The sequence below is a fragment of the Spongiibacter sp. genome (genome assembly GCF_984394615.1).
The window spans coordinates 55671-73887 of sequence record NZ_CFHTQA010000014.1 but is presented as its reverse complement, the minus strand read 5'-3'; the positions used below and the strand labels follow the sequence as shown (position 1 = coordinate 73887).

Sequence of the window (18217 nt, the reverse complement as noted above, 5' to 3'; positions counted from 1 at the left end):
CATGTTTTGTCTCCTGAATAAGTGTCCAATTCGTTAGAAGAATGTGCTGATGCTGTTGAATCAGTCCAATACCTTGAGTTCGACGCGACGGTTCATGGCGCGTCCTTCGTCACTGCTATTGTCATGCGTGGGCTGGCCTTCGCCATAGCCGCGAGCTTCCAGTCGAGCGGCGTCGATACCGTGCTCAACGAAGTAGGCTTTTACGGCTTCTGCGCGGCGTTGAGAAAGCTCCTGGTTGTATTCGTCGCTGCCTTTCGAGTCGGTATGGCCAGCGATTTCCAGGCGTTCAGCAGCGGAGGCATTGATGACTTCGACGGCCTTATCCAGCGTCGTCACCGACTCCGCTGTCAGTGTTGCTTTGTCGAACTCGAAGAAGACGCCGTCGAGGCGCAGTGGATTGATGCCGTCCAGATGACAGCCGTTCGGCAGTACGAGGGCGCCGGCAGGGGTGTCTGCGCAACGGTCCTGATCATCGCACACGCCGTCGGCATCGGCATCACTACATGCGCCGTCCAGCTCTGTGGCGGCAAGCAGGCCGACCAGTGCGGGGTTGTTGTTGTCGTCCAGGCCGCCATCGAGATCGCTGCCGCCATTGCCGCTACCGCCGCCGAGCAGGTCGTTAACCAGACCGTTGCCATCGTCGAGGTTATCGTCGTTGTTGGTCAGGGCATCTTCCAGGCTGCCACCAGTCACGTCGCTCAGCACGCCGTCAATCGGGTCAGTGACGGACTCAATCAGGCTGGTCACCGGGTCCAGAACGGGGTCGAGTGCGGCGAGCAGAGGTTCGCCAATATTCTCGTCAATCACGTCGGTCAGTGGATCGAGCGTGGTGTCGAGTGCATCCAGCAGGTCGCCAGCAGCGTCGCCCAATTCGCCGGTCAGCGGCAGAATGGTGGTTTCGCCATCTTCGGTGCCGCTATTGGGGTCTTGTGCTCCGCCGAGAAGGTCATTAATCAAGCCATCACCATCTGCTGTGTTGACATCATTATTGGTGAGGGCGTCCTCCAGGCTACCACCAGTGACTTCGGCCAGCAGGCCGTCGACGGGGTCAGTGACAGGTGAAATGGCACCGAGTAGAGGCTCCGTGACCGGGCTAAGTGCGTCGAGAAGAGGTTCGCCAAGGTTGTCATCAATCGCGTCGGTCAGGGGGTCGAGCGCTGCGTCGAGGGCATCAACCAGAGGTGTCAAGCCTGCGCCTAGCGGGGAGGTTACCACCGGTGCCGGAGACGCTTCGCCAGCCTCTGTGCCGCTGTCGGGGTCCTGCTCGCCACCGAGCAGGTCGTTGACCAAGCCGTTGCCATCATCAACGTTGTCGTCGATGCGAGACAGGGCGTCTTCCAGGCTGCCGCCGGTCAAGTCCGATACCAGACCGTCGACCGGATCGGTGACCGGCTCAAGAACGCTCAGCAATGGGTCGGTAACGGGCGTTAATACCAGAAGCAGGGGATCCAGAACGAAAGAATCTAAAGCATCTGTGAGTGGGTCCAGTGTGGTATCCAGTGCATCGATCAGCGGCGTCAGTGAGTCGCCCAATGGACCGGTAATCAGGGGCAAGGGGGACAGCTCTCCAGCTTCAGTTCCGCTGTTGGGGTCGGTCGGGCCACCGAGAAGGTCATTCACTGTGCCGTCACCGTCGGCAGGGTTAAACTGGTCACCCACGACCAACGCGTCGCGCAGGGAACCACCTGTTAAGTCGAAGACTATGCCATCAACCGGCATAAGAACCGGGTCAAGTGCACCCAGTAGTGGGCTTGTTATCGGATCGAGTCCTCCCAATACCGGATTAAGCAAGAATTCATCCAGTGGGTTTGTAAGTGGGTCCAGAGTTGTATCCAGTGCGTCTACTAATGGGCTTATAGATTGGCCAAGAGGCTCGGTAATGGGGCCGAGCAGCGACGGCAGATCGATGAGCTGCGCTTGATCGTCGGTGGTGGCACCGATCCCCAGAAGGCCAAGCAGCTGGGCATTGGCACTCTGAACGCCGCCAAAAGTGATTGCCAAACTGGTGGCAACTGCGGGCAGAATTGAAGATGTCGGACGTTGCATATCCTTTGCCTCTATAAGTTTACGCATAATTGGTACGTGTCGTTACTGGGAATCAAGGTTGCCTCGGGGAGTGACTGAGAGACGCAGTATGTCGGTTGAGGCGTCTTCTTAGCTTAGTGCGATGATTACACACGTTGGGTGCCCGAGGGTTTGCTAGTCGTTTTGCGGGTGTGGGTGCTCGTTGAGCGATGCGCCTGCTACACCGTAAATATTAACCTGCGTTATAAGTACATTCCGCAGGAAAAGGAAGCCTTGCTGTGAAAAATACCTACTTGCATGTTACATAGCGTGACATAGTGATTTTGCACAAACCGAGGATGCTCGAACTGTGATCATGCTCACATAGCTGCTGTGTTAGTTGCGTTAGTTGGGCGGTTGAAGGAGGGAGTGCCCCGGCGTGTCCGGGGCGGAAGGTCATCAATCGATGACGGCGTCAACGAAATACTCGTCGCGGCCGTCGACGTTTTCTTTCACCAGACCGTGACAGTCTGTTTCAAAGCCGGGGAAGCGTTCGTTGAAGTCCCTGACAAATTGCAGGTAGCGCACGATGGTGGCGTTGAATCGCTCACCGGGAATCAACAGCGGAATACCGGGCGGATAGGGCGTAACCAGCATTGCGGTGGTGCGGCCTTCCAGTTCATCAATGGGCACCCGCTCGATTTTTCGGTGTGCCATTTTTGCCCAGGCATCGGCGGGAATCATCGCCGGCTCGATGTCTGAGAGATACATCTCGGTGGTGATGCGCGCCAGATCGTACTCTTTATAAACGCTGTGGATGCCATTGCACAGATCGCGCAGCCCAACTTTGTCATATTGCGGGTGCTTGCGGGCAAACTCCGGCATGACCCGCCACAGGGGCAGGTTGTTGTCGTAGTCATCTTTGAACTGCTGCAGCTCGGTCACCATGGAGTTCCAGCGGCCTTTGGTAATGCCGATAGTAAACATGATGAAGAAGGAGTAGAGCCCTGTCTTCTCAATGATGATGCCGTGCTCGGCGAGGTACTTGCTGACGATGGATGCCGGGATGCCGGCTTCGTCGAAATTGCCGTCGACATCCAGTCCGGGGGTAATAATCGTCGCCTTGATCGGGTCGAGCATATTGAAGCCCGAGTCAATATCGCCAAAGCCGTGCCAGCGGTCATCGGAGTGAATTACCCAGTCATCGCGTTCGCCCATACCTTCTTCGGCGAGCTCTTCCGGCCCCCATACCTTGAACCACCAATCGTCGCCATGGTCGGCGTCGACCTTGCGCATGGCACGGCGGAAGTCGATCGCTTCCATGATGGACTCTTCGACCAGCGCTGCGCCGCCCGGAGGCTCCATCATCGCCGCCGCGACGTCGCAGGACGCAATGATGGCGTACTGCGGGCTGGTCGACGAGTGCATCAGGTAGGACTCGTTAAAGCGGTGCGTGTCCAGCTCGCGGTTGTTGGCGTTCTGCACCAGAATCTGTGAGGCCTGAGACAATCCGGCCAGCAGTTTGTGGGTGGACTGTGTGGCAAATACCAGTGTGTCATCGGCGCGAGGGCGGTCGCTGGCGATGGCGTGCATGTTTTTGTAGAAGGGGTGGAAGGCCGCGTGGGGCAGCCAGGCTTCGTCAAAATGCAGGGTGTCGATACTGGCGTTGAGTATGCTTTTGATTTCCTCGACGTTGTACACAATGCCGTCGTAGGTACTTTGGGTAATGGTCAGAATACGCGGCTTCTTCTCTTCGGCATGTCGGGCAAAGGGGTGGTTCTCGATTTTTCGGCGGATTGACTCGGGATCGAATTCGCTTTTGGGAATCGGTCCGATAATGCCGTAGTGGTTGCGCGTAGGCGTCAGGAAGACCGGAATCGCGCCGGTCATGATGATGCTGTGCAATATCGACTTATGGCAGTTGCGGTCGACCACCACGATATCGCCCGGCGCGACCACGGAGTGCCACACGACCTTGTTTGAGGTGGAGGTGCCGTTGGTGACAAAGAACAGGTGGTCGCAGCCAAAGATGCGTGCGGCATTGTGCTCACTGGCGCTGACCGGGCCGGTGTGGTCCAGCAGTTGGCCCAGTTCCTCGACGGCGTTGCAGACGTCGGCGCGCAACATGTTCTCGCCAAAAAACTGGTGGAACATTTGCCCCACCGGGCTTTTCAGAAACGCGACACCGCCGGAATGGCCGGGGCAGTGCCAGCTGTAGGAGCTGTCGCTGGCGTAGTTCATCAGGGCGTCGAAAAACGGCGGTGCGAGCGATTCCAGGTATTTGTTGGCTTCGCGGATGATATGGCGCGCCACAAACTCCGGCGTGTCCTCGAACATGTGAATGAAGCCATGCAGCTCCCGCAGAATTTCGTTGGGGATATGGCGCGAGGTGCGGGTTTCGCCGTACAGGAAGACCGGAATATCGGTGTTGCGTTGCCTTACGGCTTGCAGAAAATCCTGAATGGCTTCCAGGGATTGGCTGGCGCCATCATCACTGCCGTCGCCAAATTCTTCGTCATCGATGGAAACGATAAAACAGGAGGCCCGGCTTGCCTGCTGCGCGAAGGCAGTCAGGTCGCCGTAGCTGGTAAAGCCGACAACTTCCATGCCCTCGCGACCAATGGCGTCGGCCAGATCGCGAATGCCTGAGCCGGAGATGTTTTCGGAGCGGAAGTCTTCATCGATAACCACAACGGGAAAACGAAATTTCATGGCGAAATGCTCACTCGAAATAAAATAAGGATGCCCTAGGTGACGTGGTCCTAGCCTAGCGTAAACAGAAGAAAAATGTGAGTTCAGGCGTGCCGGCTTGGGCACGCCTTCGCAGATTGCGCAGAGCCGTGTTCAGGGAGGCTTACTCGCTCAGCGTATCGAGGATGTACTGGGGAAGAGCAAAGCTGCCGCTGTGCAATGCGGGGGTGTAGTAGCGTGTTTTGATGCCGCTGTCTTTGACCCGCTGCGCAATGGTCTCTGCGGGAACGCTGCGCAGCGCGGCATTGTCGCTGGCCCAGGCAAAGGTCATGATGCCGCCGACGTAGGTGGGCACTGCCGCTGCATAGAAGTGGCAGTCGTCAAACAGTGGCGACAGGCGCTTGTGCGTCGTGCTGACTTCGTCTGGCTGCATGAAGGCGACGCCATTTTGTGCAGCGAAGACGCCACCGGGCTTCAGGCAGCGCTTGATGCCTTCATAGAACGGTGAGGTGAACAACACTTCGCCGGGACCGATGGGGTCGGTGCTGTCCGACAGAATCACATCGAACTGACGATCGCAGTTGCGCACGTAGTCGATACCATCGCCGATGACGATTTCCGCTTTGGGGTTCTCGTAGGCGCCATTGGAGTGGCGGGGCAGATACTCGACGCACATGTCGATAACCGCCTGATCGATTTCCACTTGAACCGCGCGCTCTATTTCGGGATGGCGCAGCACTTCGCGCAGCAGGCCGCCATCGCCGCCACCGATAATCAGCACGTCTTTGGCGGCACCGTGGGCAAACAGCGGCACGTGGGCGAGCATTTCGTGGTAGACGAACTCATCGCGTTCAGTGGTTTGAATCACACCGTCCAGCGCCATGACTCGGCCGAAGTCGACAGACTCAAAAATGACCAGGTGCTGGTGTTCGGTTTTGCTTTCAAACAGGACGTCCTTCACGCGGAAGCCCTGGTGATAACCACTGTGGAGGGTTTCGTCAAACCACTCAGACATCGTCCATTCTCCCGCGCAGATTTTCGCCAACTTCGATGCGCGAGGGGTTGAAGGCCTTTTGCAGGATGCCGACCGCCAATTCAGGCTTGGCATCGCCGCACATGAAAACGTCGAAAGCGGCGTAATCGCGTTCGGGCCAGGTGTGGACACTGATATGGGACTCAGCCAGAACCGCGACACCGGAGACACCGCCATTGGGGGTGAAGTGGTGCATGTGAATATGCAGCAGGGTAGCGCCACATTCTTTCACGCAGTCCAGAAAGGCTTTTTCCATGCGGGGGATATCGTCGAGGTGAGAAGCACCCCAGAGGTCGATGATCAGATGCGTGCCAGCGTAGGCGACGCCGTCGCGCACGATGAAATGATCGAGATTTTCGTCCGAAGAAGTGATCGGATTAGTTTTGGCAGCGCCAGCCTCCAGAGAGGGCATAAGATCCAAGCTTTTCATCTAGCATAAATCCTCCGCGAGGGTTAAAAGAGGCGGCGATTTAAACGTGTTTGTCGGCAAATAGCAATAAAAAATCCCAGTGATTTTTTATGCTGCGAAATCGCCGCGAATACCGCGCCGCGTGTAGCTTTGCGGCACTGGCACCTGAGCGGTGAATCAGGGCATAGTAGCAGTTGTCTCGCCAACCACAACAGGAGCGCCGCCATGAACCTCTTTGACCGCCTTCGCAAGCCTGCCGTTATTCCCAGCGCAGAACAGGCTTTGCCCGGACGAGATGCGACCATGACGGTGCCGGAGACGCATACGGTGCTGGGCACGCCATTGCTCGGCCCCTGGCCGGAAGACTGTGAGCAGCTCATTGTGGGCTTGGGCTGCTTTTGGGGAGCCGAACGCAAATTCTGGCAGTTGCCGGGCGTCTACACCACGGCAGTTGGCTACAGTGCCGGACACACGCCCAATCCGCTATATGAGGAAGTTTGTTCGGGGATGACCGGACACAACGAAGTGGTGCTGGTGGTATATCGGCCTGCGGACATCGAACTCGATGCGCTGCTGCGCTGTTTCTGGGAGAGTCACGATCCGACACAGGGGATGCGCCAGGGCAACGATGTCGGTACCCAGTATCGCTCTGGCATTTATACCTTTTCCGCCGCTCAGCAGGCGCAGGCCGAGCAGAGCCGCGACCAGTATCAGGCGGCGCTGAGTAAGGCTGGCTTGGGAACAATTACCACCGAGATTCAGCCCGCCGGACCGTTCTATTATGCCGAGCCTTATCATCAGCAGTATCTGGATAAGAATCCCGGCGGCTATTGTGGGCTGGGAGGAACCGGGGTTCTGTGCTCGGGGAGTTAAGTGGATAGGGGAGTTAAGTGGATATCTGCGCGTATAAAAAAGGGGCCATAACGGCCCCTTTTGTTTTCCTGTCAGTGTCGGGCTTATTTTTTCACGATCACTGATGAGCCGTGGCCGAACAGGCCCTGGTTGGCGGTAATGCCGACCTTGGCGCCGTCTACCTGACGCTCGCCAGCCTGGCCGCGCAGCTGCCAGGTCAGTTCGCAAACCTGGGCCAGCGCCTGGGCCGGAACCGCTTCACCGAAACAGGCGAGACCGCCGGAGGGGTTCACTGGCAGGCGGCCACCGAGTTTGGTGTCGCCATTGCGGACCAACTGCGCGGCTTCACCGCGGGCGCAGAACTGCAGGTCTTCGTACCAGTCCATTTCCAGCGCCGATGACAGGTCGTACACCTCGGCCACGCTGACATCTTCGGGGCCGATACCCGCCTGCTCGTAGGCTTTGGCGGGCAGGGCGGCGCGGAAGCGATGTGCTTCAACACCGGCGGCGGCCGCAGAATCGGTGGCAATGTCGGGCATTTCCACCACGGCACTGGCAAAGGTCGGGGTCACGGTAGAGACCGCGGCGACACGCACCGCATCCCCTTTGCCGATGCGCTTGGCGTAATCCATGCTCGATACGATCATCGCCGCGCCGCCATCGGAGGTCGCGCAGATATTCAACAGGCGCAGTGGGTCGGCCACCATGGCGGAGTTTTTAACGTCTTCCATGGTGAATTTCTTTTTATAGCGTGCATTCGGGTTGGTGAACCCGTGCTCGCTGTTCTTGATTTTGACCAGGCCGAAGTCTTCCTCGGTATCGCCGTACAAGTCGATGCGGCGACGGGCATACAGTGCGAAATAGGTCGGGTTGGTAATACCGAGGTAAAAGCGTACCCAGTCCGGGTCGTCGGGGCGGTAGCCGCCAGCAGGGGCGAGGAAGCCCTTGGGGGTGGTGTCGGCGCCGACGACCAGTGCGACTTCACATTCGCCTGCCAGAATCTTGGCTTGGGCCGCTGCCAGTGCTTGTGAGCCGGAGGCGCAGGCGGCATAAGATGTATTCACTTGTGCGCCCTGCCAGCCGAGGGCCTGGGCAAAGGTCGCCCCGGCGACATAGCCGGGATAGCCGCAACGCATGGTGGCGGCACCGGACACGTACTGCACGTCCTGCCAGGGAATGCCGGCATCTTTAAGTGCGGCGCGGGCGGCGTGTACGCCGTATTCAGTAAAGTTTCGGCCCCACTTACCCCAGGGGTGCATGCCGACGCCGAGGATCGCGATATCGTTACTCATTGCTTTCTCCAATTCTTGCGCGGCGGTCTCAGCCCTGCGGCTTCCACTTCCAGGTAATTTTTACCGACTCGTCATCTTCGAACAGGGGCTCGAGAACCAGCTCGACCTCCTGACCGACTTTCAGCGACTCAGTACCCACGCCTTTAACAACCTGGCCGAGAATAATCATCTGCTCTTTTTCCAGCTCTACCGCAGCAATCGCGTAAGGCTCGAACGGCTCTTCTGCCACGAAGGGCGCCGGGGGTTTGTAGCAGGCGTTAGTGTAGGACCAGATCTTGCCGCTGCGGCTCAGTTCCACTTCGGTGAAACTTTCCCCGTCGCAATTCGGGTTGCGGCAGAAGCTGAGCTTCTTGGGGAAATAATAGGTGCCACAGGCATCGCATTGGGCGCCGATCAGGTGAGGGGTGTCGGTGTCGAGGGTATACCAGCCCTCAATCGCCGCCTGTACAGCTTTGTCACTCATGCCGAGTCTCCGCTTGAGGATGCCTGAGGGCACCACTGAGTGAGAGAAAAAACAGCCGCCAATGATCTCAGGGCGCCTGTGGCACAGCTATCGTCTGAATGGTGGAGCTGCGGTGCCGCTCGCGTATCGGCTCAGTGACCAGTGATGACCGCATATGTCATCGCAATGAGAACTTTTGCAATTGCTGGTGCACCGGGGAAATTTATGATGGCGACATGTCAAAAACGGGCACTATCGATGGTGCCCAACCACGCAACCGCTTGCGATCACGAGGACGACAATAATGAAAGTTGAGTTTAGCGCCGAGCAGAACGCGCTGCGCAAGGAACTTCGCGCCTACTTCGAGGCGTTGATGACGCCAGAGCTCAAGGCTGAGTGCGATGAAAATATGGGCGAGGGCGGCGGCCCCCTGTGGCGCGAGGCGCTCAAGCAGATGGGGCGCGATGGTTGGATTGGTGTGGGTTGGCCCAAGGAATTGGGTGGCCGTGGACTGAGCCCGATTGAGCAGTTCATCTTTGTGGAAGAAGTCATGCGTGCGGGCTATCCCTTCCCCTTCCTGACTACCGAATCTGTCGGCCCGATGCTGGCCGAGCACGGCAACGAGTGGCAGAAGCGCGAAATCGTGCCGAAGATTCTGGCGGGCGAGTGCCTGATTGCTATCGGCTATTCAGAGCCGGGGTCGGGCACCGATCTGGCGAGCTTGAAGACGACGGCCGTTCGAGAGGGTGATGGCTGGCTGATTAATGGCCAGAAAATGTGGACCAGTCTGGCGCATTTCTGCGACTACGTGTGGCTGGCCTGTCGCACTGACCCCGATGCCCCCAAGCCCCACAAAGGCATTTCCATGTTCATGGTGCCGACCAGTGATCCCGGTTGGTCCTGCAGCCCGGTGATTACGCTTGGCGGCGTGCGGACCAATGCCACCTTCTACGACAACATCCGGGTCGGTGACGATGCACTGGTCGGTGAGTTGAATGGCGGCTGGAAGCTGATTACCAGCCAGCTGAATCGCGAGCGCCTGAGTCTGGTGAACTTCGGCCCTACCGCAGAACTGTTCAATAACGTCGTGCGCTGGGCCAGCAAGACCGATGCGCCGACAGGCGGCAAACTGGTGGATCAACCCTGGATTCAAATGAATCTGGCCAAAGTCCGTGCCGGTATCGAAGCGTTGAAGCTGGTTTGCTACAAGCAGGCCTGGGCGATGTCTGAGGGGCAGCTGGAAATGGCCGATGCTTCTGCCGCCAAGGTTTACGGTTCTGAATTCTTTATTGAAGTGTATCGACTGCTGGGGGAGATCATTGGTCAGGCGTCCATGATCAACCGTCGTACGCCGGGGGCAGATCCCCATGCGGCGCGCATCGAGCGGCTTTATCGTACGGCGTCCATCATCACCTTTGGTGGCGGTACCAACGAAATTCAACGCGACATTATTTCGGCTGCTGGTTTGTGGATGCCACGTGCATCGCGCTGAGCGCAACAGACCCCGTAAACGACTTTGAGAGAGAACAGCTATGGACTTCGGATTTTCAGAACAGCAGCGCGATGTACAGAACCTGGCACGGGAAATTCTCGGCGAGCAGGTGACCCCGGAAAAACTCGCGCAATATGACCGCTACCAGGCCCCGCGATTTGATCGCGAACTCTGGGCGCAGATTGCCCAGGCTGGCTTGCTGGGAGTGGCGATTGATGAACAGTATGGCGGGATGGGTTTTGGCTTTTTTGAGGCAGGCCTGATCGCGGAAGAAGTGGGGCGCAATATCGCACCACTGCCCTATATTTCCCACTGCATATCAGCGGCACTGCCCATTCAGCAATTTGGCAGCGATGAGCAGAAGGCGCGACTGCTGCCCGGCGCGGTCAGTGGAGACGTTCTGCTGACGGCAGCACTGATGGAAGCGAACAATGAAGACCCGACTCAGCCGCTGTTGTGCCGTGCACAGGCGTCGGCAGAGGGGGTACAAATCAGCGGTGAAAAGCTCTGCGTACCGTTTGCTGAACAGGCCGACCATATTCTGTTGGCCGCGGCGGGCGAAGCGGGACCCGTGGTGGTATTGCTGCAAGCCGGGATGCCGGGGCTGAGCCTCGAGGCGATGGAAGTCAGCACCTACGAGCCTCAATATCGCCTGACCTTAAACGACGTGAGCGTGAGTAGCGACAATGTGCTGGCAAGCGGTGATCAGGCCGCAGCCTTGCTCAAGCAGCTCAGCGAAACGACGACGGCAGCGCTGTGTGCTCATCAGCTCGGTGCGGCGGACAAGGCCATGCGCATGACGGCTTCCTACACGGCGGAGCGTCAGCAGTTCGGTGTGCCGATCGCCACGTTCCAGGCGGTGGGTCACCGCGCGGCAAACTGTTTTATCGATGTGGAATGTCTGCGTCTGAACTGCTATCAGGCGATCAGCCGTCTTGACGACGGTGTGGAGTCGTCTGTGGAAGTGCAGATCGCCAAAGTCTGGGCCGGCGACGTGGGCCACCGCGTCAGCTATGCGGCGCAGCATCTCCATGGCGGCACCGGTATTGATCGTGACTACCCACTGTGGCGTTACTGCACCTGGCTGCGTCACAACGAGATGATGCTGGGCGGTTCCGCTCGCAACCTGGCTGCGCTGGGCGAAAAAATAGCGGCTGGCGAGGCCTTCTGCGCCTGAGTCGCTGTGCTTTCGCGGCATCACCTGGCTGCTATTGTGGCAGTCAGGTGGTAGCATGCATCGCAGTAAACACAGGTAAAGGATACGCCCATGTCTCTACGACGTTCTTCCCTGCTGTCTGTTGCAGCAGCCGTTCTGCTTAGCGCCTGTGCGCAGCAGCCCCAAGCACCCGCGCCCAAGCCGCTGTATGTGATGGAAAGTGGCGTCATTGAGAGCCGTGAAGGTTTTGTCGATAGCGTGTCCGGTGCACGTGTTGAGTCGGTGGAGCCGCATGGCAACGGGGAATACCGTGTGCTGGTATCACTGCCAGCCGATGGCGATACCCCGGCGCGGGAAATTGAGGAAGTCCTCGTAACGGCGCCGCGAGTCGAGCCGGATGCCCCGGTTGTGAAACCGCGCTACGAGTTTGTTAAAGACTACGCCAACGACCGCTACGGTTTTTATATCTATCTGGGTAACCAGAAAAGCCTGCCGTTCCGTTTGTACTTCAAAGATGTACCCGCGGGCAGTGTTCAGGAGAGTCGGCCCTGATTGCTGATGCGCTGATCACGATAGCCAATAAAAAACGCCCCGGAAGGGGCGTTTTTTATTGGGCGCTTGATTTCTCGTACACTATTTTTCGAACACCGTGGCGACCTGCCGGCTGAACATTGCGGCTTCGCCGTTGGGCGCATAGATGGTGGCGTAGTTGCTGAAGTAACCCTTGCTGCCCGCCTGGCAGCGATAATCCAGATACCACAAACCTTCGCTGTGCTGCGCATCGGCAGACAGCTCCGGAAACTCCAGATACCAGCTTAATGAACTGCCCACACCGAGTCCTTTGACCTGATTCAGTCCGGGCATCGGCGGAGCATCGGCGAGGCCGATCATGGCGTTTTCATCCATGACCGTGGCGTCCTTGTAGGCGAGCCACATGGCAAAGTCTGCCGAGTCAGCGCCGCTGAAGGGTAGTGAGCCGCTGGCGAGACGCATATCAAAATGCTGGGTAAATGCTGGGGTAATGCCTTCGATATACGGCATCGACTCGCTGTCTTCCGGCGATGTGATATTTGCCGGGCGAGGGGCTGAGGGGGTGACGATGGCCGAGGCGCGATCCTTGCCGTAGGCGGCCGTTACCATCGTGGCGACCTCGCTGTCGCATTGCAGTTCGCCTTGAATATGCGTTACGGAACCGCCTTCGCGCAGCGGTCTCAGCAATACCTGATGGTCACCGGCCGGCGCCGGGCCGACGAAGCTGACAGACAATGCGCGCAAGCGGCGTTCTGAGGCGACCTGCTGGCGCATGGCCGCCGTGACCAGAGCGGTGCTAAGTCCTCCGAAGGCGGTTCTTCCCTGTAGCCAGCTGTCGGTGATCGACGCCTTGAATTGTCCCTCACCCTCGGCGGTTACCGTTTGCATCAGCGTGGAGAATGCACTCATCGTCTGTCCTCGTGGTCGATTCAATTTTTGCAGTATAGGTTAATGTGTTCGCTGCTAACAACGCCCGTCTTGGAATGTCGTCATCGCAATCTTGATGCGCGAGGAGGAAGCGCTTATTGTCGATGACACGCCCGGCGTCTTGTGGGCAACAATAATAATCACACGGGAGTATTACTGTGCTGCATCCTCACCACCATGCCCAATCGACCCCCGATAAAGCCGCTTGCATCCTCGCTGACAGTGGTGAATCGCTCACCTATGCACAGCTGGATGCGGCGTCAAACCAGTTGGCGAGACACTTTTATCAATGTGGCTTGAGCGCTGGCGACCACATTGCCTTCCAGTTGGAAAACTGTCTACCGTTTATTGAAATTGCCTGGGCGGCGCAACGTTGTGGCTTGGTGTTTACACCCTTGCACAGTCATCTGCTTGCAGATGAGGTGGCCTATATTCTGGAGAACTCCGGGGCGAAGTTGTTTATCAGTTCGCCGCGCTACCTTCACATTGCCCGTCAGTTGGATCGCCAGGCGCTGCCTGTTGAACATTGGTATGTCAGCGAGGGGCAGACCGATGATTTTGAAAGTCTCGACGCCGCTATGGCGGCTCAACCTGGCACGCCGATGGCGCGTCAGCTAGCCGGTATCCCCATGCTCTATTCCTCCGGGACTACCGGCAAACCTAAAGGTATCAAGCCCAACCGCCCGGAGCTGGCCTTTGACGAACTGTCGCCACTGCTTATGGGCATAGCCGCGTTTCTGGGTATCGAGGCGGATTCTGTCTACCTCACACCGGCACCGCTGTACCACGCCGCGCCCATGCACAGTGCCATGGCAGCGATGGCGCTGGGGGGCACGGTGGTGATTATGGATGGTTTTGACCCCGAGCGTTCGCTGGCGGCTATTGAACGCTACCGAGTGACTTGCAGTCAGTGGGTGCCGATCATGTTTGTTCGCCTGCTGAAGCTGCCTCAGAATGTCAGAGAGGCGTATGACCTGGGCAGCCTGAAAGTGGCAACGCATGCGGCGGCGCCCTGTCCCACGTCGGTTAAGCGCGAGATGATTGCTTGGTGGGGGCCGATCATCAATGAGTACTACGCCGCCAGCGAAGGTATTGGGATGACGGCCATTAACAGCACCCAGTGGTTATCGCATCCGGGATCGGTGGGACTGCCGTTAATGGGAGACCTGCACATCGTCGATGATGACGGCGAGGAGTTACCTCAGGGCGAAACCGGCATGATCTACTTTTCCGGCTTCGCAGGCTTCGAGTACCACAACGAACCGGAGAAAACGGCCGGGGCCCATCATCCTGCAGGCTGGGCCACAGTGGGCGATATGGGGTATGTCGATGATGAGGGCTTTCTCTATCTCGCTGATCGCAAGGATTTCATGGTGATTTCCGGTGGCGTAAATATCTACCCGCAGGAAATAGAAAGCCTGTTGATAGCCCATCCTGAACTTGCGGATGTGGCGGTCTTCGGTCTGCCCGACGAGGAGTTCGGGCAGCGCGTGGTGGCAGTGGTTCAGCCCGCATCAGACAGTGTGGATGAGGGCGATCTCTGTGAGCGTCTCAATCGCTGGTGCCACGAACGTATGTCGTCGGTGAAATGCCCCAAAGCGTTCTATGTAGAAAAACGTTTGCCGAGAAAGGACAACGGCAAGATGTATAAAAAGCCGCTGCAGGAAAAGTATCGCCAGCGCTACGCTTGAAGGCCTGGGGGCGGTTGGCTTAATGAACCGCGGCGGGCGGCTCGCTGTCCGCCACCCGAACGGGTGGTGCTGCCGGGGCAGTCGTCGGATAGTCTTTCTTCCATCTCTTACACCGCAGAAAAATAACAGGAAAGTCAGATGTTGCTGAAAGATAAAGTGGTCATTGTATCGGGAATCGGTCCTGGACTGGGACAGGAACTCGCCCTGGAAGCGGCTCGTCAGGGAGCCAAAGTTGCCATGTGCGCGCGCACGCCAGCGAAGCTCGATGATGCAGAAAAGCTGATTCGGGAGGCCGGGCTGAGCAATGAATTGCTGAAGGTGCCGACAGATATCAGCAGCCGCGAGCAGTGTGCTGCACTGGTCGCTGCCACCGTCGAGCGTTTCGGTCGTATCGATGTACTGTTCAACAGCGCCTATGTTCCCGGCGCGTTTACGCCCATTGCCGAGGCTGATCTGGGCAGCTGGCGGGAAGCGATGGATGTCAATTTCTTTGGCACCATGGGGCTGACACTGGAAGCCGTGCCGCATATGAGAAAGCAGGGCGGTGGTGCGGTTGTCATGATCAATACCATGGTCACCCGCAAACCGATGCCCAGCCAGGCGGGTTATGGCGCGTCGAAAGCGGCATTGGCCAATGCGACTTCGCACCTGGCTCTGGAGCTGGGGCCCGACAATATTCGCGTTAACTCCGCGTTTATGGGGTGGATGTGGGGGCCGTCTGTCGAGGGCTACTTCAAAATGGCCGAAGAGGCGGGCGGCCCGACGGTAGAACAACAGAAGGCGGCGGTGGCGGCCAATATCCCGCTGCGCCGGATTCCCGACGATGCTGACTGTGCCAAAGCGGCCATTTTTCTTGGCTCCGACTATGCTCATGCCGTTACCGGCGCGGCACTGGATGTGAACGGTGGTGAATATCTGCCGCATTAAGTTGCGGCAGACGAATTAGCAGTACAGAGGTGAATTCACGCTACTCAGCCATTAGAATCGGGGCTGGTGCTTCACAACGGTCCCGGTTTGCTATGTCGACAGATATGTCAGTTCCACCGCGTATGGATGCGCTGCTCTACGCGCTGTATGGCGGTACGCTGGAGACGCCGCCATGGCAGCGTTTTCTCGATCAGCTGCGCGATCTGCTGGGCGGCAATTACGGGACCTTGCTGCTGAGACCCCCCAATGAGCACGACCCCGGTGTGATCCTCAATGCGCTGGTTGTGTCGCCTGAAATCTACCACGCCTACAACGAAACCTATTTTGCGCTCGACCCCTTCGTGAACCTGCCGGATGGGGAAGTTGTGACCGTGGCGGAGTATGTATCGTCGGCCGAATTTGAGGCCAGCGAGTACTACCGCAACTACATTCAACCTGCCAATGTGCGGCATATTCTCGGCGCGGACTTGTGGGATGGCAATCGCTTGCTGGCCCGCTTGAGGGTGACGCGCCCGGCGAGCCGGGACGATTTCGGCGAGCGGGAAAAGCAACTCTGTAAGTCGGTGCTGCCGCATATCAAGCAAGCCGTGGAAATCTATTCACGCTTGCGGGAAAGCGAAAGTGAGCGAGCCTTTTATGCGGACACGATCGACAGCCTGTCTGTTGGTGTACTCACTCTGGATGCTGAGGGGCGTGTCATTCAGGGCAACCCTATTGCGGCGCGCCTGCTGGAGCAGCACAGCGTGCAATCGTCGCTGGGACAGCGCCTCAAGTTCAGCGATGCTCGTGAGCAGCAGGCATTCCGTGAATTACTGGCCGAGGTGATCGACGCTCACCATCATCGTGAAGCGGGTTGTGTTCGCGCCTTTCGTATCAGCGCTGCGGCGAATGCGATCAGCGGCCTGAGTCTGCTGTTGCGGCCATTGCCGTTAAGCGATCACGGCAGTGAACCCAGTCCGGCCGTCGCGGTATTTATCAGTGACCCCATGGCGCCGCGTCAGGCACCCAGTGATGTGTTGATTGCGCTGTTCGGTTTGACGCCGGCGGAATCCAAATTGGCTATTCGTCTGGTTAACGGACAGAGCCTGGATGAAGCGTCGGAGAGTCTGAATATTTCCAGGAATACGGCCAAGTCGCACCTGAGCTCGGTGTTCTCCAAAACGGGAGTGGCCAGACAGACGCAGCTGATTCAGTTGATATTGAACAGTGTGGTGACGCTGGCCGGGTCACCGGCCAGCGACGAGTAGGGTGATCAGCTACCGCTGCTCGGTGAGGGCGCTGCAGCTTTAGCCGGTGCTTTTTTGGCTGCCGCTTTCTTGGCGGGGGCTTTTTTAGCCGGTGCTTTCTTCACTGCCGCTTTCTTTGCGGGAGCCTTTTTAGCTGGTGCTTTCTTGGCGGGGGCTTTTTTGGCAGGTGCCTTCTTCACCGCAGCTTTCTTTGCGGGAGCCTTTTTAGCCGGTGCTTTCTTGGCGGCCGCTTTTTTCGCCGTTGCCTTTTTAGCCGCGGCTTTTTTGGCGGGAGCCTTCTTCGGCGCGGGGTTTTTCTTGTCGAAATCTTTAGCGGCAGTATGCGCGGCCTTCGCCATGGCGCGAGCACGCTGATAATCCGACTTCAGTTCTTTGATCTGGTCGCGGGCCATAATGACCAGCGCCTTGGCATCGACTTCCAGTTCCTTGGCGGCATCAATCGCCTTGTGTGCACGCTCAAGCTGACGCTCAACCGTTTTGTCCATATTGCTCTTGGCCTTTTGCTGAAGCTCGCGCAGTTTGTCCTGCTCTGCCTTCATTTTGACCTTGGCTTTTTCAGCCTGGGCTTTCGCGCGATCCATCGCTTTCTCTGCATCGCTGATAAGCCGGTCACGCAGTTTTTCCACTTTGCTTTCGAGAGATTCGATCTCTTTACTGATGAGTGCTACAGGGTCCAGTTTCTGTTTAGCCATGCTAATGACTCCATTTATTGGGTTAGGGCATCGCGAGCAGGAAGTCTGTTCGTTGGCTTAACATAGCAAATTTTCTGATAATGAACACAAACTGAGCACAAGAAGAGACATTGTTATGGAAAAAACACGAACTGATGCGATTGAAGCCGCTGTTTTCAGACGTCTGCTAGAGCATCTCGACAGTCGCAAAGACGTGCAGAATATCGAGCTGATGAACCTGGCGGGCTTCTGCCGCAACTGCCTGTCGAAGTGGTATGTTGCCGCCGCTGAGGAGATGGGTGAGAGTGTTGACTACGATGCTGCCCGTGAGAGGGTCTATGGCATGCCCTACGGGGAGTGGAAAGATAAGTATCAGCGTGAGGCCAGCGCTGAGCAACTGGCCGCCTTCAATAATAAAAATGCCTGATAAACGACGACTATAATCCGCCGTTGGGAATAAAGCGGTTGCTGCTGTTGGCGCGAATCCAGCGAAGCGTCTCTACCGACAGTTTTTCGCCACGTTGACGCAGCACTTTATTGATCCAGATGGCGGGGGATTCCGCACCGGCATCCCAGCCGCTGATACGTTCTTCAGCAACGGTGAAAAAGCGAATGAGTGCAATGAGTTCGTCGTTACTCAAATCAGCAACGGCTTCCTGCCAGGGTGCGAGAGTCAGCCGCATGACCGGGCTGTAACGTTGCAGCTCTTCATCGGTAAACGGAGCAGGGAGTGCTGACAACGAGGCTTCGTCGCTAAGCGTGATACAACGCTTCAACCAAGCCTTGTCGATACTGATCGCGGCTTTTTCGGTTTCGGGTGTCCAGCTGCCAATACTCATTCAGTGATGTCCT

General features: G+C 57.6%; 17 protein-coding genes. 8 read left to right on the top strand and 9 right to left on the bottom strand.

Going from position 1 to position 18217, the window contains the following annotated elements:
- Positions 1-60 precede the first annotated feature (60 nt).
- From AC5DB9_RS07585 to speD, 4 genes are all read right to left on the bottom strand, one after another.
- Positions 61-2046 carry an OmpA family protein gene (locus AC5DB9_RS07585; RefSeq protein ID WP_272994177.1) on the bottom strand — a complete coding sequence of 662 codons (1986 nt, stop codon included), beginning with the start codon at positions 2044-2046 and terminating at the stop codon, positions 61-63.
- Between the two features lie 417 nt (positions 2047-2463).
- Positions 2464-4716 carry an arginine/lysine/ornithine decarboxylase gene (locus AC5DB9_RS07580; RefSeq protein ID WP_022959862.1) on the bottom strand — a complete coding sequence of 751 codons (2253 nt, stop codon included), beginning with the start codon at positions 4714-4716 and terminating at the stop codon, positions 2464-2466.
- Positions 4717-4858: 142 nt separating this feature from the next.
- On the bottom strand, positions 4859-5710 hold the full coding sequence (gene speE / locus AC5DB9_RS07575; protein WP_272994179.1) for a polyamine aminopropyltransferase: 852 nt from the start codon (positions 5708-5710) through the stop codon (positions 4859-4861).
- Positions 5703-6158, bottom strand: a complete 456-nt coding sequence (speD, locus tag AC5DB9_RS07570) for an adenosylmethionine decarboxylase (protein ID WP_022959860.1) — start codon at positions 6156-6158, stop codon at positions 5703-5705. Before speD ends, speE begins: the two co-directional genes overlap by 8 nt.
- Before the next feature lie 204 nt (positions 6159-6362).
- Here speD and msrA point away from each other — a divergent pair, with 204 nt between their 5' ends.
- Entirely contained in the window at positions 6363-7010 is a 648-nt protein-coding gene (gene msrA, locus AC5DB9_RS07565) for a peptide-methionine (S)-S-oxide reductase MsrA (protein ID WP_022959859.1), read from the top strand.
- An 83-nt stretch (positions 7011-7093) separates the two neighbouring features.
- Here the strand turns inward: msrA and AC5DB9_RS07560 are convergent, their stop codons facing one another.
- Both AC5DB9_RS07560 and AC5DB9_RS07555 read right to left on the bottom strand, forming a co-directional pair.
- The gene (locus tag AC5DB9_RS07560; RefSeq protein WP_022959858.1) at positions 7094-8281 is read right to left on the bottom strand and encodes a lipid-transfer protein; all 1188 of its coding nucleotides are present in this window, start codon (positions 8279-8281) and stop codon (positions 7094-7096) included.
- Positions 8282-8309: 28 nt separating this feature from the next.
- Positions 8310-8744, bottom strand: coding sequence for a Zn-ribbon domain-containing OB-fold protein (locus AC5DB9_RS07555; protein ID WP_022959857.1), 435 nt, complete (start codon positions 8742-8744; stop codon positions 8310-8312).
- A gap of 283 nt (positions 8745-9027) precedes the next feature.
- Between AC5DB9_RS07555 and AC5DB9_RS07550 the strand changes: the two genes are divergently transcribed.
- From AC5DB9_RS07550 to AC5DB9_RS07540, 3 genes are all read left to right on the top strand, one after another.
- On the top strand, positions 9028-10215 hold the full coding sequence (locus AC5DB9_RS07550) for an acyl-CoA dehydrogenase family protein (protein ID WP_022959856.1): 1188 nt from the start codon (positions 9028-9030) through the stop codon (positions 10213-10215).
- Positions 10216-10255: 40 nt separating this feature from the next.
- Positions 10256-11392, top strand: coding sequence for an acyl-CoA dehydrogenase family protein (locus AC5DB9_RS07545; protein WP_022959855.1), 1137 nt, complete (start codon positions 10256-10258; stop codon positions 11390-11392).
- 90 nt (positions 11393-11482) lie between these two features.
- Positions 11483-11923 (top strand): hypothetical protein, encoded by a 441-nt coding sequence (locus AC5DB9_RS07540; RefSeq protein ID WP_022959854.1) that lies wholly within the window; start codon positions 11483-11485, stop codon positions 11921-11923.
- A gap of 81 nt (positions 11924-12004) precedes the next feature.
- Here AC5DB9_RS07540 and AC5DB9_RS07535 read toward each other — a convergent pair whose 3' ends face one another.
- Entirely contained in the window at positions 12005-12811 is an 807-nt protein-coding gene (locus AC5DB9_RS07535) for an acyl-CoA thioesterase (protein ID WP_272992941.1), read from the bottom strand.
- A gap of 176 nt (positions 12812-12987) precedes the next feature.
- Between AC5DB9_RS07535 and AC5DB9_RS07530 the strand changes: the two genes are divergently transcribed.
- From AC5DB9_RS07530 to AC5DB9_RS07520, 3 genes are all read left to right on the top strand, one after another.
- Positions 12988-14520: an acyl-CoA synthetase gene (locus tag AC5DB9_RS07530; RefSeq protein WP_491732037.1), complete on the top strand. Its 1533-nt coding sequence runs from the start codon at positions 12988-12990 to the stop codon at positions 14518-14520.
- 138 nt (positions 14521-14658) lie between these two features.
- The gene (locus tag AC5DB9_RS07525; RefSeq protein ID WP_022959851.1) at positions 14659-15447 is read left to right on the top strand and encodes an SDR family oxidoreductase; all 789 of its coding nucleotides are present in this window, start codon (positions 14659-14661) and stop codon (positions 15445-15447) included.
- Between the two features lie 104 nt (positions 15448-15551).
- Positions 15552-16694 (top strand): helix-turn-helix transcriptional regulator, encoded by a 1143-nt coding sequence (locus AC5DB9_RS07520; RefSeq protein WP_272991138.1) that lies wholly within the window; start codon positions 15552-15554, stop codon positions 16692-16694.
- Positions 16695-16699: 5 nt separating this feature from the next.
- Here AC5DB9_RS07520 and AC5DB9_RS07515 read toward each other — a convergent pair whose 3' ends face one another.
- Positions 16700-17386, bottom strand: a complete 687-nt coding sequence (locus AC5DB9_RS07515; RefSeq protein WP_272991139.1) for a histone H1-like repetitive region-containing protein — start codon at positions 17384-17386, stop codon at positions 16700-16702.
- A 115-nt stretch (positions 17387-17501) separates the two neighbouring features.
- Here AC5DB9_RS07515 and AC5DB9_RS07510 point away from each other — a divergent pair, with 115 nt between their 5' ends.
- The gene (locus AC5DB9_RS07510) at positions 17502-17792 is read left to right on the top strand and encodes a DUF1244 domain-containing protein (RefSeq protein ID WP_272991140.1); all 291 of its coding nucleotides are present in this window, start codon (positions 17502-17504) and stop codon (positions 17790-17792) included.
- A 10-nt stretch (positions 17793-17802) separates the two neighbouring features.
- Here the strand turns inward: AC5DB9_RS07510 and AC5DB9_RS07505 are convergent, their stop codons facing one another.
- Positions 17803-18204 (bottom strand): hypothetical protein, encoded by a 402-nt coding sequence (locus AC5DB9_RS07505; protein ID WP_022959847.1) that lies wholly within the window; start codon positions 18202-18204, stop codon positions 17803-17805.
- Between the last annotated feature and the right edge of the window lie 13 nt (positions 18205-18217).

Coding starts and splice junctions, on each gene's coding strand:
- AC5DB9_RS07585 (WP_272994177.1), bottom strand. CDS start 2,046: ATGCAACGTCCGACATCTTCAATTCTGCCCGCAGTTGCCACCAGTTTG.
- AC5DB9_RS07580 (WP_022959862.1), bottom strand. CDS start 4,716: ATGAAATTTCGTTTTCCCGTTGTGGTTATCGATGAAGACTTCCGCTCC.
- speE (WP_272994179.1), bottom strand. CDS start 5,710: ATGTCTGAGTGGTTTGACGAAACCCTCCACAGTGGTTATCACCAGGGC.
- speD (WP_022959860.1), bottom strand. CDS start 6,158: ATGAAAAGCTTGGATCTTATGCCCTCTCTGGAGGCTGGCGCTGCCAAA.
- msrA (WP_022959859.1), top strand. CDS start 6,363: ATGAACCTCTTTGACCGCCTTCGCAAGCCTGCCGTTATTCCCAGCGCA.
- AC5DB9_RS07560 (WP_022959858.1), bottom strand. CDS start 8,281: ATGAGTAACGATATCGCGATCCTCGGCGTCGGCATGCACCCCTGGGGT.
- AC5DB9_RS07555 (WP_022959857.1), bottom strand. CDS start 8,744: ATGAGTGACAAAGCTGTACAGGCGGCGATTGAGGGCTGGTATACCCTC.
- AC5DB9_RS07550 (WP_022959856.1), top strand. CDS start 9,028: ATGAAAGTTGAGTTTAGCGCCGAGCAGAACGCGCTGCGCAAGGAACTT.
- AC5DB9_RS07545 (WP_022959855.1), top strand. CDS start 10,256: ATGGACTTCGGATTTTCAGAACAGCAGCGCGATGTACAGAACCTGGCA.
- AC5DB9_RS07540 (WP_022959854.1), top strand. CDS start 11,483: ATGTCTCTACGACGTTCTTCCCTGCTGTCTGTTGCAGCAGCCGTTCTG.
- AC5DB9_RS07535 (WP_272992941.1), bottom strand. CDS start 12,811: ATGAGTGCATTCTCCACGCTGATGCAAACGGTAACCGCCGAGGGTGAG.
- AC5DB9_RS07525 (WP_022959851.1), top strand. CDS start 14,659: ATGTTGCTGAAAGATAAAGTGGTCATTGTATCGGGAATCGGTCCTGGA.
- AC5DB9_RS07520 (WP_272991138.1), top strand. CDS start 15,552: ATGTCAGTTCCACCGCGTATGGATGCGCTGCTCTACGCGCTGTATGGC.
- AC5DB9_RS07515 (WP_272991139.1), bottom strand. CDS start 17,386: ATGGCTAAACAGAAACTGGACCCTGTAGCACTCATCAGTAAAGAGATC.
- AC5DB9_RS07510 (WP_272991140.1), top strand. CDS start 17,502: ATGGAAAAAACACGAACTGATGCGATTGAAGCCGCTGTTTTCAGACGT.
- AC5DB9_RS07505 (WP_022959847.1), bottom strand. CDS start 18,204: ATGAGTATTGGCAGCTGGACACCCGAAACCGAAAAAGCCGCGATCAGT.